The organism is Pseudomonas putida (genome assembly GCF_001976065.1).
Lineage (GTDB): Bacteria > Pseudomonadota > Gammaproteobacteria > Pseudomonadales > Pseudomonadaceae > Aquipseudomonas > Aquipseudomonas serbica.
This window is the reverse complement of sequence record NZ_MNAH01000001.1, coordinates 1391908-1405663: the sequence shown is the minus strand read 5'-3', so window position 1 is coordinate 1405663 and position 13756 is coordinate 1391908. Positions and strand designations below refer to the sequence as shown.

Genomic DNA, 13756 nt, shown 5'->3' with positions numbered 1-13756 from the left:
ACCATGAAAATCATCCATTGCCCGCTTAACGGGCCACGCAACATCAGTGAGTTCACCTATGGCGGTGAGTTCAAGCCCATGCCCGATCCAGTGACGTGCAGCGATGCCGAGTGGGCTGACTACGTGTTCAACACCGACAACCTCGCCGGCGTGGTGCGCGAATGGTGGATGCACACGCCTTCGAGCTACTGGTTTCTCGCGGAACGTCACACGGTGACCGACGAAATCCTGCGCACCTTCGACCCCAAAGAACTTTTCACCGCTCGCGTCGACACCCAGGAGATCGCCGGATGAACCGCCTACCCGCCCCGATGGGCCTGCTGATCGACCGTGACCAGCCCCTTGATTTCAGCTTCGATGGCCAACCGTTCCAAGGCCTGCAAGGCGACAGCATCGCCAGCGCCCTGCTCGCCAACGGCCGCTTCCTGATTTCCCGCTCGTTCAAATACCATCGCCCGCGTGGCCCGCTGACCATGGCCGGGCAGGACGCCAACAGCCTGGTGCAACTGCCCCAGGAACCCAACGTCCTGGCCGATGCCCACGCGCTGGCGGCTGGTTTGCAGGTGACGGCGCAGAACGTCAATGGCTCGCTGGACAACGACCGCGATGCGTACCTGGGCAAGTTCTCAAAATTCATGCCGGTGGGCTTCTACTACCGCTCGTTCTACAAGCCCAAGGGCATGTGGAAAGTCTGGGAACCGATCATTCGCAAGAAGGCCGGCCTGGGCGTACTGGACCTGAAATTCCAGCCCGAATACTACGACAAGGCCTACCTGTTCACCGACCTCGCCGTGATCGGCGCCGGTCCCGCCGGACTGCACGCGGCACTGACCGCGGCCAACGCCGGGGCCAAGGTGCTGCTCGTCGAGCAACAGCCGGTTCTCGGCGGGTCGCTGACCTATGCGCGCTTCGACATCGCCGGTACCCGCGCCGACGCCTTGCGCCGCGAACTGCTGGCGGCGGTGCAGCAGCACGCCAATATCCGCATCCTTACCGAGGCGACCTGCAACGCCTGGTTCACCGACAATTACCTGCCGGTGATCCAGGGTAAACGGATGTACAAGGTGCGCGCCCGCCAGTGCCTGGTGTGCAGCGGTGCGTTCGACCAGCCGGTGGTGTTTCGCAACAACGACTTGCCCGGCGTGATGCTGACCAGCGCCGCACAGCGCCTGATGAAGCTGTACGCGGTCAAGCCGGGCAAGCGCGCGGTGGTGCTGACTGGTAACGATGACGGTTATCTCGCCGCGCTGGACCTGTTTGACCAGGGCGTGGAAGTCGCCGCGGTGGTGGACCTGCGCCATGGCCCGGGCGATGAAGCCCTGCTCGCCGCGCTGGCGCAACGCAAGATCCCCTGCCAGCGCAACAGCACCGTGTACGAAGCCCTGCACGAAAAAGGCCTGCGCCACGTCAACGGCGTCGACGTGCGCAAGATCACCGCCCAGGGCCAGGTCGCCGAGAGCGGGCAGCACCTGGCCTGCGACCTGCTGTGCATGTCCGCTGGCTACATGCCGGTCTATCAACTGCTGTGCCAGGCCGGTGGCAAGCTGGCCTACGACGATCAACGCGCTGAATTCACCCTCAGCGGGCTGCCGCAGAACCTCACGGTCGCAGGCTCGGTCAATGGCCGTCACCGTCTCGACAACGTCATCGCCGACGGCGTCAATGCCGGGGCCGACGCCGCCGCTGCGCTCGGGCTTGCGGTCGGCGCGCAACGGGCGCCCTTGGGCAGCGAGCTGCGGGTCAACTTCAATTGGCCGATCTTCCCCCACCCCAAGGGCAAGGACTTCGTCGATTTCGACGAGGACCTGCAAGTAGCGGACATCGTCAATGCCACGCGCATCGGCTATCGCGACGTGCAACTGGTCAAGCGTTATTCCACTGTGGGCATGGGCCCCTCGCAAGGCCGTCACTCGGCGCTGCCGACCGCGCGCCTGGTCGCCTGGGCCACCCAGCGCAACGTCAGCGAAACCGGGGTGACCACCGCACGCCCGCCCTTTGTCGCGGAAAAACTCGCCCACGTCGCCGGTCGCGCCTTCGACCCGTATCGGCAAACCCCCATGCACGCCCGGCACCTGCAAGCGGGCGCGAAGATGATGCCAGCGGGCATCTGGCAGCGCCCGGCCTACTACGGCCATGCCCGGGACCGCGAGGCGTGCATGCAGGCCGAAGCGCTGCATGTGCGCAACAAGGTCGGCATCATCGACGTCTCGACCCTGGGCGGGCTGGATGTGCGCGGCCCGGACGCCGCCGAACTGCTCAACCGGATGTACACCTTTGCCTTCCTCAAGCAGCCGATCGGGCGATCCCGTTATGCGCTGATGACCAATGAACACGGGGTGGTGATCGACGACGGCGTCTGCGCGCGGTTCGCCGAAAATCACTTCTACGTCACCGCCACCACCAGCGGCGTGGATCGTATCTATCAGCAGATGCTCAAGTGGAACGCGCAATGGCGACTGGACGTGGACGTCGCCAACGTCACGGCTGCGATCTGCGCGGTCAACGTCGCCGGCCCCGACTCGCGCAAAGTGCTGGAGAAGGTTTGCAGTGACCTCGACCTCAGTGCTGCCGCGTTCCCCTACCTCGGCGTGCGCCAGGGCACCGTGGCCGGCATCAAGGCGCGGCTGTTGCGGGTCGGGTTCGTCGGCGAACTGGGTTATGAAATCCACGTACCGGCACGCCATGGCCTCACGCTGTGGGACGCGCTGATGAACGCCGGCAAGGCCCATGACATCCGCCCTTTCGGCGTGGAGACCCAGCGTTTGCTGCGCCTGGAAAAAGGCCATGTGATCATCAGCCAGGACACCGATGGCATGACCCACCCGGCGGAAATCGACATGGGCTGGGCCGTCAGTCGCAACAAGCCGTTCTTCGTCGGGCGCCGCTCGGTGGACATCCTCGAAGCCCAACCACAAACCCGCAAACTGGTGGGCTTCACCTTGCCCAGGGACAGCCTGCAACCGCTTGAAGGTCATCTGGTACTGAACGGCCCGGACATCAGCGGCAACGTCACGTCCTGCGAGTACTCGGCGAGCCTGGGCAAGATCATCGGCCTGGCGTACGCCGGCATCGACCAGAGCACAGCCGGGCAACGGATCCTGATCCGCGTCGAAGGTGGCCGCGTGGTCCAGGCCGAAGTCGTTTCGTTACCCTTTTTCGATCCCGCCAACCTGCGCCAGGAGCTTTGAGCCATGACCAGCCTGACACACCAACACAGCGCCGGTCAGCCGGCCCTCGCCCTCCTGCCCCGCTGTGCGCTGACTGACCTGACCGACCTGCCCCGGGTCGGCTTTCGCGGCGCCGGCAGCGCGGCCTATTTGCAGGGTCGGCACTTCGTGCTGCCAGACGCGCCCAACCACGCCGTCAGCCAGGTTGACGGAAGCTGGGTAGCGCGCCTGTCCCAGACCGAATACCTGCTGCTGGGCAGTACCCAGGACCAGGGCGAACGCGTCGCCGACGAAGAGGCTCGCTGGGAGTTGGACCATCAAGCCAACTACCTGCTGCCGCGCCAGGACAGCCATGCGTGGTTCCAGCTCAGTGGCGAGCATTTGTCCGAGGTCATGGCCAAACTCTGCGGCGTGGATCTGAGTACCCAGGTGTTCGGCCCCGGGGCCGTGGCGCAGACATCGGCTGCGCGGATCAATGTGATTGTGATCAATGCCATGTCTGCGCAACAGCCGAGGTTTTATATCCTCTGTGACCGGGCATCGATGGCTTATTTTCAGGAGGCGTTGCTGGATGCGATGGAGGAGTTTTCGGGCATGGCATAAAAGATTAATACCTACGTTCACGATCAGGCGGCCGGGCGGCGGCCCCCTGTGGGAGCGAGCTTGCTCGCGCAAAACCTGAGAGCACCGCGGGGTGTCAGGCTTCACGCGTCAGCGTTGACCTCCATCGCTGGCAAGCCAGCTCCTACAGTGTGATTTGTGGCCATACGCAGCTTTCGTGTGCGCTGTAGAACCTGTAGGAGCTGGCTTGCCAGCGAAGAGGCCGGCGCATCCAACATCACGGGTGACTGACACACCGCCTTCGCTGGCAAGCCAGCTCCTACAAGGGATTTGTGGCCATACGCAGCTTTCGTGTGCGCTGTGGAACCTGTAGGAGCTGGCTTGCCAGCGAAGAGGTCGGCGCATCCAACATCACGGGTGACTGACACACCGCCTTCGCTGGCAAGCCAGCTCCTACAAGGGATTTGTGGCCATACGCAGCTTTCGTGTGCGCTGTGGAACCTGTAGGAGCTGGCTTGCCAGCGAAGAGGCCGGCGCATCCAACATCACGGGTGACTGACACACCGCCTTCGCTGGCAAGCCAGCTCCTACAGTGGATCGGGTACGGCCGTGGGAGTTGGGTTGGCTGTAAGGTCGCCTTCGCGAGCAGGCGCGCAGTTACCTGAAGAAATGACTGGGGGTCTTGCCGAACTGTTTCTTGAACATGCTGGTGAACGCACTGGGGCTGTCGTAGCCCAGCTCCCCGGCAATGTCGATGATCTTCTCGCCGACGGCAATACGCTCCAGGGCCAGCAGCAAACGCGCCTGCTGACGCCATTGGCCAAAGGTCATCCCGGTTTCCTTGCGGAACAGGCGCTGGATGGTTTTCTCGTCGAGGTCCAGGCGTGCGCTCCAGTGCGCCAGGGTCGAGCCATCGCCGGGATCTCGCTGCAACGCTGAACACACCGCCTTGATCCGCGGGTCCGTAGGCTGAGGCAGGTGCAGAGGCAGGGTCGGCAAGATCCTCAGTTCATCGAGGATCAGGCGCATCACCCGGCCTTCGCGCGAATCCGCTTCGTAGGGCGCAGTGATCTGCACCGAAACCTTGATCAACTCACTGAGCAACGCCGAAATACTCACCGCCCTGGGTTCCGCTGGCATGTCCGCAGCCGCCTCGGGACGTACGAACAGGCTGCGCATTTTCAACGGCCCGACGCAGCGGATCGAGTGAATGTGCCGGCTCGGCATCCAGATCCCACGGCTGGGCGGCACCGTCCACTGGCTCAATCCCGAGTGCACCACCATCACGCCTTCGATGGCGTAGATCAGTTGGTGGGCTTGATGCGAGTGCGCTTCGATCACCCAGTTTTCCGGGTAGTCGGTGGCGCTGCTGCTCACGGCGCAGGCGCGCCCGTCGATCTCCCTGAGGAATTCATCCAGCGACTTGATCATGATGCCCTTTTTGCGATAGTCGATTCCCGAATTGCGCGAGACAGGCAATCGGACGCCCCCTAGGATAGCGCTGAACCCTGAAATGGCCAGCGCTTTTACCCAGTGCCCGCCGGTGCTTTTTTCTCTGGAAGGATCCCATGTCCATCAGTACCACCGCCTCCGCCACTACCTCCAAGAAGGCCACCGCCTCGGTGGCCAGCCAGGCCAGCCCGTTGGTGATGCGCGTCATCGGTGCCTGTGCCCTGGCGCACCTGATCAACGACCTGATCCAGGCCGTGCTGCCGTCAATCTACCCGATGCTCAAGGCCACCTATGGCCTGACCTTCACCCAGGTCGGCCTGATCACCCTGACCTTTCAACTGACCGCTTCGCTGCTGCAACCCTGGGTCGGCTACTACACCGACCGCCACCCCAAGCCGTGGCTGCTGCCGGCCGGCATGGTCTGCACCCTGATCGGCATTCTGATGCTGGCCATGGTCGGCAGCTTCGGGGCGATCCTGGTGGCTTCAGCCCTGGTGGGCATTGGCTCCTCGACCTTCCACCCGGAAACGTCCCGCGTCGCACGCCTGGCCTCGGGTGGACGCTATGGCCTGGCCCAGTCGACCTTCCAGGTCGGGGGCAACGCCGGCAGCGCCTTCGGCCCGTTGCTGGCAGCGGCCATCGTCATCCCCTACGGCCAGGGTAACGTCGCCTGGTTCGGCCTGTTCGCGGTCTTCGCCATCCTCGTGCAATACGGCCTGAGCCGCTGGTATCGCAACCACCTGAACCTGTTCAAGCTCAAGCAAGGCACCCAGGCCACCCATGGCCTGTCCAGGCAGCGGGTGAGTTTCGCCCTGGTGGTCCTGGCCTTGCTGGTGTTCTCCAAGTATTTCTACATGGCCAGCTTCACCAGCTACTTCACCTTCTACCTGATCGAGAAGTTCGACCTGTCGGTGGCCAGTTCGCAGCTGTACCTGTTCCTGTTCCTCGGCGCCGTAGCGGCCGGCACCTTCTTCGGCGGCCCGATCGGCGACCGGATCGGGCGCAAGCAGGTGATCTGGTTCTCGATCCTCGGTGCCGCGCCCTTCACCCTCGCCCTGCCCTATGTCGACCTGTTCTGGACGGGCGTACTGAGCATGATCATCGGCTTCATCCTCGCCTCGGCCTTCTCGGCCATCGTGGTCTTTGCCCAGGAACTGGTGCCCGGCAACGTCGGCATGATCGCCGGGGTGTTCTTCGGCCTGATGTTCGGTTTCGGCGGCATCGGCGCCGCGCTGCTCGGGCACCTGGCGGATATCCACGGCATCGAGTACGTGTACACACTGTGCTCGTTCCTGCCGTTGCTGGGGATCCTCACGATCCTGTTGCCGTCTACCAAAGGCGTTTAGCGGCCAGGTTATGCGCCAGCGTCAAGGCATTGCCCAGGGCCGCGCCGCTGGCGGTGTTGTCGAAGATGCACCAGGCAGCCAGTCCGTCGGCGGCGGCTGCCTGCATCTCGCCTGCCAGGCGTTCCAGCCGCGGCAGGTCATAGGGGCTGTGATAGATGCGCGGCGAGCCGTGCAGCCGCCAGTATCGGAACCCCGGCCAGCCCCGAGGCGTCGAGTCGGTGCTGATGCGCGAAGGATCCACCGCAGCCTGCGCAATGCGATAGTGCACCAACAGGGCCTCGGCTTGCGTCCAGGATTCGTGTCGGGGTTCAAGCACCACATCCCCTGCAAAACACCGCCTGAGACTGATGAAAAACGCTTCGGTCACCGCCGGGGCAAACTCCAGGGACGGCGGCAATTGCACAAGCAGGCAGCCCAGGCGATCGCCCAACCCGGAACACTGCAGCACAAATTCCTCGAGCGCCTGGTCACAGTCCTGCAGACGCTGCACGTGTGTGATCTGCTTGGGCACCTTGACGCTGAAGCGAAAGCCGGCCGGCACGCAGGCGCCCCAGCGCTGGTAGGTTTGGACGCGATGCGGGCGATAAAACGAGCTGTTGATCTCAACGCAGTTCAGTCGCGCCGCATAACGCTGCAAGTGGGTGCCCTCTGCCGTGAAGGCGGCTGAATATTCCCGGCCCAGGCTCCATCCGGCGCACCCTGTGAAAATTGACTGAACATTCACATCCATCTACCTCTCCCCTGCTTATGTCTAAGGGCACAAAGCGGCTGCGGCGGTTCCTTTTTTCATGCACGACAGCGGATCAATGGTCGAGCGCCATAAGTGATCGCCTTCGCGTGAAAACAGTTGCAACCAATGGTCATCAACCCCGGTCGACATCGAAAAGCCAGCCATGGGGATTTGCAGATGATAGGAGTGATTGTGCCGGTGCATAACGAGGAGCAGCGCCTTGAAGAATGCATCGAGTCGCTGCTGGCAGCGTCTTTCCACCGAGAACTGGACGATGAGGAAGTGAGGATCCTGATCGTCCTGGACGACTGCACGGACGCTTCACTCGACATCGCCCAGGCCTATGACGTGTGGACGCTGAGCTGCAACCACCGCAACGTTGGCAAGACCCGGGCCCAAGGTGCCGAACACCTGCTGGCGAGGGATGCACGCTGGCTGGCCTTCACCGACGCCGACAGCGTCGTTCCCGATACCTGGCTGGCAGAGCAGATCAGCTTCAACGCGGATGCGGTTTGCGGCCTGGTCGAAGTCGCCGACTGGTCCGAACATCCGGAACGGGTGCGCGAGCGCTATCGCGCCAGTTACCACACCGTTGATGGTCACCGGCATATCCATGGCGCCAACCTCGGCGTCTCTTCGGCGGCTTACCGCAAGGCGGGCGGATTCCAAGCCCTGCCCGCCCACGAGGACGTGCAGCTGGTGGCCGATCTGGAGCGCAGCGGCGCGCGCATCATGTGGACGGCGAGGAACCGGGTCACCACCAGCGCCCGCCAGCACTGCCGGTGCCGGGAAGGTTTTGGCGACTACCTGAAGTCGTTGGCCTTTTGACTATTGGCAGGTCTCGGCAAGGTCGATCGAGGTCGCGTCACGGCTCCAGTATTCAAGGAGGAAATCCGCTTCTTCATGACGCATCAGACGATGCAGATTCAGACGCTCCGCAAGCGCTGCATGGACGTCGGGACCGTCCTGGGAACAGCCTTCGATCGGATGCAACCAGTGGCAGGCCAGCACGCTGCCCGCCGGGCCCAGGCTGCGCAAGGTCTGCTCGATGACCTGATGCCATTCGCCTGCATCGAGGAAGTAGCCCACTTCGCTCAGCACGATGAGGTCAAACTCGCCGTCCGGCCAATCCCGGGGAATACGGGCCTGCTCGACGCGGACATGTTGCAGGCCACTCAAGCGCTGGCGCGCCAGTGCCACCGCCTTCGCGTTGATGTCCTGGCACAGCAACGCGTCACTGCGCTCGGCCAGCTGCGCGCTGAGTTCACCGTTGGCGCAGGCCGGCTCGAACACCCGTTGATAACGCTGGCGCGGCAAGCTGGCCACCGTCAGTTCGCGTTTGCGCTTTTCATACCAGCGGGTACGAAAGGACCAGGGGTCATCGCTGGCCCTGAACATTTGTTCGAAGTAGTCGGGCGGCAGGCTCATAGAAACACCAGTTCAAAAGGTTGCATCAGGCGTTCGAGGGTTTCTCGACTCAACACCGCCGGTGGGCTGACCTGCGAGACATGGGCGGCAATGGCCTGGCGCTTTTGCGCCAACACCTGGGGATCCAGCAGGTATTTGTGCGCCCGTGCCCAAGGGATTCGGGCATCGTCCGGTCGCGCCCAATGCCACGCCCAGACCGGCACTTCGATCAGACAGGCCCTTTGCCGGGCGACCGCGCTGGCGGTCGCCCGGCCAGTCGCCTCGTGATCGCAGTGGCCGTCTAGGCGCCAGGTGGTGATCACCCGATCCTGCGGGCGAATCAAGGCCGCCAGCCGCTCGATCAATAACCCCTCCTGGCCCGCTACGCCGCTGTCGGGCAGACCCAGGCGTTGCCAATCCAGGGCAGTGACATCGAGCCCCATGCGGGCGAGCGCGCGCGTGCTTTCCAGCGGGCGCTCGCGGCGCAGACGCGTCGGGGTCCAGTGGTGCGACTGCGGATGGCTGGCTTCGCCATCGGTGACTGCGATCATCAGGACGTCGGCCTCCCTGCCCTGCATCCCGGCGAGGATGCCGGCGCAACCGAGCACTTCATCGTCAGGGTGCGGAGCGACCACCACCAGGCGCTGGCCCGCAGGCACGAGTTCACGGTGGGTGATGGTGGGCACCCGCGCCAGCCAGTCACTGGCCTGCCATTGGGCCAGCGATGTGCCGGGACCCTGGATGAGATTCTCCCCTTGAGATACCGACTCGGCGCTCACAGCTCCCAGCCCTCAAGCGGTTGCGCGGCGACCTGCTGTCCAAGCTGCGCCAGGTCCTTTTCGGCATGGCTCTGGCGCACGAATACCGGCAGGTCGGCGGCGAGCCTGGCGAAGTGACTGTCACGACAGAACGGCGTGGCCCCCAACCCGCGCCCGACATGGGCCAGCACGCTGTCGACCGCGACTTCGACCTGGGCGCGCAGGCGCCGGACCGGAAGTTGCGGTGAGCTTTGGGGGTTGTCATCGATCCAGCGAGCCGTTTCCCGCAGCGCCGCCCTGGCCATGCACAACGCCGCATCGACAGCCCCCAGATGCGCCTCGGCATGGGCGTCGTGATACGGCTGCGTGCAGTGCTGGCGAAGGTAACCGGCGAGCGCACAGGCGGCGCCGTACCAGCACGCGGCTATTCCACCCCCACCCTGCCAGAAGCCGGGTCGGTCGACATACTGTCCGGGCAACCCGACACAACGGCCAAGGGCACCTTCGAACAGCAGGTCGATGCTGGCCGTACTGCCCATGCCGACCGCCTGCCAGCCATCCTCGAGTAGCCTGATCGTGGGCTGGCGCAACGTGACCGCTACCAACTGCGGCCGCTGCTGTTCATCCCACGCCGTCACGAGCGCCTGATCGAGCATGGCGGCGCCGGAACACCAGGCCTTGCGACCCTGCAGGTAAACATTGCCTGCATGGCGATCGACAATCTCGAGCCGGGCAAAGGGAGGCTCGGCCGCCCAGGTTCCCCAACTGCCCGCGGCCGCAGGCGAGTCGGGCTCGAGCTCGGCCATGATTGCCAGCGCGTCGGTATGGCCTTCGAACAACTTGGCCAGCCGCAGGTCGCTGGCGGAGACGGCGGCCAGCGTGCGCCAGCGTTCCAGCGTACGGCCCTGCCCGGGCAATGGCAGATCAGCAAATCCAGCCCTGATCAGTTGCTGCATCAGCGGTTGCAACGCAGCGTCCGCGGTGCTTATCGCCGGTCGGCAGGCAAACGGCCGCAGCAGACTTTCGAGGGTTGCCGCATTGCTCATGGCCCATTCTCCCTTCTGAGTGCTCTTGAAATTCATGACTTGAAGTTGAGAGGCAGGCAGCCTGCAGGAGTTCATTGCATCTGTACGTGTATCGCTGAGCCCGTTTTTAGAACCACCCGGGCCAAGGCAATGTCTCTGCTTTATAGACACCCTTCACAATGGAGGAGAGCTCGAATGAGCAACTCACAAGCGCATGCTCCCGCGCAAAAACTGATGTTCGAACGCAATGGCTGGGTGCCGAACAACCCGCGTCTGCCGGTGCTGATCTATCCCAAAGCCATCGCTGTCCAGGGCAACGATCCAGCGGCGCTGTTCGAAAAAACCTTCAGTGCCAACGGCTGGCCGCCGCAATGGCGCTATGGGGTATATGACTATCACCACTACCACACCGAAGGCCATGAAGTGCTTGGGGTGGCCAGCGGGCATGCACGCCTGATGCTGGGCGGGCCCGATGGCCTGGTGCTGGAAGTCGGTGCCGGGGATGTGCTGCTGTTGCCTGCCGGCACCGGTCACTGCAACCTGGATTCGAGCGACGACTTCCTGGTGGTCGGCGCCTACCCGCCGGGCCAGCACGCCGACATTTGCCGTGAAGCGCCGAGCGCTGCGCAACAGCAAAGCATCGACACCCTGCCGTTTCCCGAGCAGGACCCGGTGCAGGGTTCCCATGGCGCGGTGAGCGAACATTGGTCAAAAGGTCAGCCGAGAAATATCTAGAACTCGTAGCCCGGGCTTCGATCCAATGTATACCCACTGGAGGCCAGCGCCATGAACAACGATGACCGCATCACCCCTGCCGACACGCCGACCGAGGAGGATGAAAGCCTTGAACCTTCTCCCCCCGAAACCACCGAGGAGCAAGCCGAAGACCTGCGGCGCAAAGTTGACGAGATACAACGCAAGGTGGCGGACGGCAACTGATCCGGCGCTGCATCAATGCCGCCGGGTCACGGTCAACGCCACCACGGCGATGCGCTCCACCCGTTCATAACCGGGTTTGAGCAGTTCCTCGCCGAACACGTCGGGGTCCAGCTCTCGATAGGTCCAATCGTACTTGTCGTCGCTCAGCAGCGGCTGTACGGACTCCAGGAAGGGGTCCGTCCCGGCGACCATCGCCACCCCGGTGTACAACACCAGGCTGCCGGCCTTTTCCAGGCGCGGCAGCGATTCGCGGACGATGCGCACAGACAAGGCTTCGCCCAGCGTGCCACCGCCATGGCGATAGGCGCGTTGCTGGCTGTCGTTCATGTAGGGCGGGTTGGCGATGATCAGGTCGAACTGCCCTTCGACACTGCCCAGCACATCGCTGTGGTAGGCGCTGACATTACTGGCCTGGGCCAGCTCGGCATTCACCGCCGACAGGCGCAGCGCCCGTGGATTGATATCCACCGCCAGCACTTCGGCGTCCGGCCGGGCAAGGGCGATAACCAGAGCGCCAATGCCGGACCCGCAGCCTATGTCCACCGCTCGCCGCACGGGTTCCGCGCGCTGCTGCAGATGGGCTTCGATCAATTGCGCAAAACGATAGCTGTCGGGTCCGAAGAACACCGAGTCGCTCTGCGTGGTCGGATACGCCGAATGGGCAATCAGCAAGCGCCCAAGGCTTGACCAGCGCACCGTAGCGCGCCAAAGCGATCCCTCCTTTTCGACGATGCCCGCCTGTTCCAATTCAGCCAGTTGCTGCGGTGAAAACAGCCCGTGCTCGAAAGGCATCGACCAGCCGAACACATCACGCAGGTCCTTGGCCAAGAGCGGCACAAAGCGCTGGCACACCCGTTCGTGGGTCAAGGGCGTCGGGGTGATGAAACGGTAGTCCTCGGCAGCGAGAAGCCTGCCCAGCTCCAGCAATGTGCGATCGGCTATCTGTTGTCCTGACATGCATGACTCTCCTGAAATCAGCGCAAACGGGCCACGCATTCAATGAAACGTCGGGTGGCGTAAAGTCCGGCGGGTCGACAATGGCGCTGTGCCGAAAGCCACGGGATCAGCAATTGCAGTTGTTGCCGCGGTGACTGGTCGCGCAGGGAATCCTGCAACGCCTTGAGCTCAGGGTCGTTCGCAAAGGCTTCATCGGCGAAGGCATCGTCGGATGGCGCCCGGCGTGGCACTGGCTGGCGTTGCGGGTCTTGCCAGTCACCGGCGATCCAGTCGTGCAGCAGTTGTTTTTCATAGCCACTGAACACGCCGAACATGGCCGCCGTATCGCCCTCGATCAATTGCCAGAATCGGCTCTCCTTGGGCGGGCCATGGCGTTTGATCCAGCCCTTGCGTTGCAGCGCGCCGAGAAACTCTTCGATCTGGCCCGGCGTCGCCAGCCACTGGTTGACGGTCTGGCCTTCGACCTTGCAGTAATCGGAATGCATGTGCTGGCCGAAGCTGCGTTTGCGCTCGAGCATGGCGATCACTTCCTGCTGCAGGTCGAAGCCTGCAATCACCGCCGTCGAGCCCGGCCCCAGGTCATTGAGTCGATAGCCGGCGGCGACCCGCCGATAGAATTCTTCGCGCCCCTGCTCCATCGGCATCAGGTCGAGCAGCGCTTCGATCGCCTTGCGCCCGTGACCGCTGCTGACGTTGTCGATGGTCACATGCAGGGTGAAGTAGTACGGGTCGATCCCCAGCTCCCGCAGTTCATAGGCGCTGATCAGCAGGTGCAGCGGCAATTGCTCATAGCCGAGGTTGTAGCCGATCACCTCGGGCATGAACATCTCGCTGCACTGCCCCAATGCGAGTTGAATCGCACCCTGGCGAAAGTGTTCGTCGAGCAGCCCCTGCCGGTCGCCACAGTCGTGCGCAGCCAGCAACTTGCGGTAGATCACCACGTGATTCTGCCGGGGATCGCCGTTGCCCAGCTCTTCCAGATAAGTGCTCAGCAGCCCGTCATACCGCAGGTCCTGCCAGTGCTCAAGCACACCGGTCAGCCAAGCGCCATCGACCTCCTTGGTCGGGGCCACCCGCTGCAGGAAAAACAGGGCATGGGCTTTGTTCGAGAAATACCGACGTGGCCCGCCCTGCTTGCGCGCTTCGAGGTAGAGGGCATAGTCGCGCGCGACATCGGCGCAATGTTGTTCCGACCATGCCGCCAACTGTCCTGGCGCTTCGGGCAGATCCCAGGGGAGCTCGGCGGCCTCGGCCAGTTGCTCGCGCAGGAACTGTTCGCCCAGGGTTCCGGCTTGCGGGTCGTTGCTGTACAGCAAATCGTAGAGTTCGCGGTACTGGCCACCGGCTTCCGCGAGCGTCGAAGGCGAACCCGACAGGGCTGTTAATAGGGTCATTGGCAGTTCTCCTGGGCAGT

The 13756-nt window shown here is 63.6% G+C and carries 14 protein-coding genes; 7 read left to right on the top strand and 7 right to left on the bottom strand.

The window, feature by feature from the left end; genetic code table 11:
- Nucleotides 1-3: 3 nt before the first annotated feature.
- The 3 genes from BKX96_RS06430 to BKX96_RS06420 are packed head-to-tail and all read left to right on the top strand — an operon-like array spanning nt 4 to nt 3770.
- A complete protein-coding gene (locus BKX96_RS06430) occupies nt 4-294 on the top strand; it encodes a sarcosine oxidase subunit delta (protein ID WP_077183087.1) in 291 nt (96 codons plus the stop codon).
- Nucleotides 291-3188: a 2Fe-2S iron-sulfur cluster-binding protein gene (locus BKX96_RS06425; RefSeq protein WP_077183086.1), complete on the top strand. Its 2898-nt coding sequence runs from the start codon at nt 291-293 to the stop codon at nt 3186-3188. The genes BKX96_RS06430 and BKX96_RS06425 overlap by 4 nt, the downstream gene beginning before the upstream one ends.
- A gap of 3 nt (nt 3189-3191) precedes the next feature.
- The gene (locus BKX96_RS06420; protein WP_077183085.1) at nt 3192-3770 is read left to right on the top strand and encodes a sarcosine oxidase subunit gamma; all 579 of its coding nucleotides are present in this window, start codon (nt 3192-3194) and stop codon (nt 3768-3770) included.
- A gap of 615 nt (nt 3771-4385) precedes the next feature.
- Here the strand turns inward: BKX96_RS06420 and BKX96_RS06415 are convergent.
- Nucleotides 4386-5207, bottom strand: a complete 822-nt coding sequence (locus tag BKX96_RS06415) for an AraC family transcriptional regulator (protein WP_077183084.1) — start codon at nt 5205-5207, stop codon at nt 4386-4388.
- A gap of 89 nt (nt 5208-5296) precedes the next feature.
- On the opposite strand from BKX96_RS06415, the gene BKX96_RS06410 reads away from it, so the two are divergent.
- Complete coding sequence (locus BKX96_RS06410; RefSeq protein ID WP_046820330.1) at nt 5297-6526, top strand: MFS transporter; 1230 nt, start codon at nt 5297-5299, stop codon at nt 6524-6526.
- Here the strand turns inward: BKX96_RS06410 and BKX96_RS06405 are convergent.
- Nucleotides 6510-7256 carry a DUF72 domain-containing protein gene (locus BKX96_RS06405; protein WP_077183083.1) on the bottom strand — a complete coding sequence of 249 codons (747 nt, stop codon included), beginning with the start codon at nt 7254-7256 and terminating at the stop codon, nt 6510-6512. The genes BKX96_RS06410 and BKX96_RS06405 overlap by 17 nt on opposite strands.
- A gap of 177 nt (nt 7257-7433) precedes the next feature.
- On the opposite strand from BKX96_RS06405, the gene BKX96_RS06400 reads away from it, so the two are divergent.
- Nucleotides 7434-8084 (top strand): glycosyltransferase family 2 protein, encoded by a 651-nt coding sequence (locus tag BKX96_RS06400; RefSeq protein WP_077183151.1) that lies wholly within the window; start codon nt 7434-7436, stop codon nt 8082-8084.
- Here BKX96_RS06400 and BKX96_RS06395 read toward each other — a convergent pair whose 3' ends face one another.
- Genes BKX96_RS06395 through BKX96_RS06385 form a run of 3 tightly spaced genes read right to left on the bottom strand, consistent with a single transcriptional unit; the run spans nt 8085 to nt 10467 of the window.
- On the bottom strand, nt 8085-8684 hold the full coding sequence (locus tag BKX96_RS06395; RefSeq protein WP_077183082.1) for a class I SAM-dependent methyltransferase: 600 nt from the start codon (nt 8682-8684) through the stop codon (nt 8085-8087).
- On the bottom strand, nt 8681-9442 hold the full coding sequence (locus BKX96_RS06390) for a PIG-L deacetylase family protein (RefSeq protein ID WP_077183081.1): 762 nt from the start codon (nt 9440-9442) through the stop codon (nt 8681-8683). The genes BKX96_RS06395 and BKX96_RS06390 overlap by 4 nt, the downstream gene beginning before the upstream one ends.
- Nucleotides 9439-10467, bottom strand: a complete 1029-nt coding sequence (locus BKX96_RS06385; protein ID WP_077183080.1) for an acyl-CoA dehydrogenase family protein — start codon at nt 10465-10467, stop codon at nt 9439-9441. The genes BKX96_RS06390 and BKX96_RS06385 overlap by 4 nt, the downstream gene beginning before the upstream one ends.
- A 174-nt stretch (nt 10468-10641) precedes the next feature.
- Here BKX96_RS06385 and BKX96_RS06380 point away from each other — a divergent pair, with 174 nt between their 5' ends.
- Complete coding sequence (locus BKX96_RS06380; RefSeq protein WP_077183079.1) at nt 10642-11181, top strand: cupin; 540 nt, start codon at nt 10642-10644, stop codon at nt 11179-11181.
- Nucleotides 11182-11232: 51 nt separating this feature from the next.
- The gene (locus BKX96_RS32805; protein ID WP_166621360.1) at nt 11233-11385 is read left to right on the top strand and encodes a hypothetical protein; all 153 of its coding nucleotides are present in this window, start codon (nt 11233-11235) and stop codon (nt 11383-11385) included.
- Nucleotides 11386-11397: 12 nt separating this feature from the next.
- On the opposite strand, the gene BKX96_RS06375 is transcribed toward BKX96_RS32805, so the two are convergent.
- Together BKX96_RS06375 and BKX96_RS06370 are read right to left on the bottom strand one after the other, a co-directional pair.
- On the bottom strand, nt 11398-12342 hold the full coding sequence (locus tag BKX96_RS06375; protein ID WP_077183078.1) for a methyltransferase: 945 nt from the start codon (nt 12340-12342) through the stop codon (nt 11398-11400).
- 17 nt (nt 12343-12359) lie between these two features.
- A complete protein-coding gene (locus BKX96_RS06370) occupies nt 12360-13736 on the bottom strand; it encodes an iron-containing redox enzyme family protein (RefSeq protein WP_077183077.1) in 1377 nt (458 codons plus the stop codon).
- Between the last annotated feature and the right edge of the window lie 20 nt (nt 13737-13756).

Bases quoted from the DNA above. Each gene is read 5' to 3' on its own strand.
- BKX96_RS06400 (WP_077183151.1), top strand. From the start codon at position 7,434: ATGATAGGAGTGATTGTGCCGGTGCATAACGAGGAGCAGCGCCTTGAA.
- BKX96_RS06410 (WP_046820330.1), top strand. From the start codon at position 5,297: ATGTCCATCAGTACCACCGCCTCCGCCACTACCTCCAAGAAGGCCACC.
- BKX96_RS06420 (WP_077183085.1), top strand. From the start codon at position 3,192: ATGACCAGCCTGACACACCAACACAGCGCCGGTCAGCCGGCCCTCGCC.
- BKX96_RS06405 (WP_077183083.1), bottom strand. From the start codon at position 7,256: ATGGATGTGAATGTTCAGTCAATTTTCACAGGGTGCGCCGGATGGAGC.
- BKX96_RS06395 (WP_077183082.1), bottom strand. From the start codon at position 8,684: ATGAGCCTGCCGCCCGACTACTTCGAACAAATGTTCAGGGCCAGCGAT.
- BKX96_RS32805 (WP_166621360.1), top strand. From the start codon at position 11,233: ATGAACAACGATGACCGCATCACCCCTGCCGACACGCCGACCGAGGAG.
- BKX96_RS06430 (WP_077183087.1), top strand. From the start codon at position 4: ATGAAAATCATCCATTGCCCGCTTAACGGGCCACGCAACATCAGTGAG.
- BKX96_RS06385 (WP_077183080.1), bottom strand. From the start codon at position 10,467: ATGAGCAATGCGGCAACCCTCGAAAGTCTGCTGCGGCCGTTTGCCTGC.
- BKX96_RS06375 (WP_077183078.1), bottom strand. From the start codon at position 12,342: ATGTCAGGACAACAGATAGCCGATCGCACATTGCTGGAGCTGGGCAGG.
- BKX96_RS06380 (WP_077183079.1), top strand. From the start codon at position 10,642: ATGAGCAACTCACAAGCGCATGCTCCCGCGCAAAAACTGATGTTCGAA.
- BKX96_RS06370 (WP_077183077.1), bottom strand. From the start codon at position 13,736: ATGACCCTATTAACAGCCCTGTCGGGTTCGCCTTCGACGCTCGCGGAA.
- BKX96_RS06425 (WP_077183086.1), top strand. From the start codon at position 291: ATGAACCGCCTACCCGCCCCGATGGGCCTGCTGATCGACCGTGACCAG.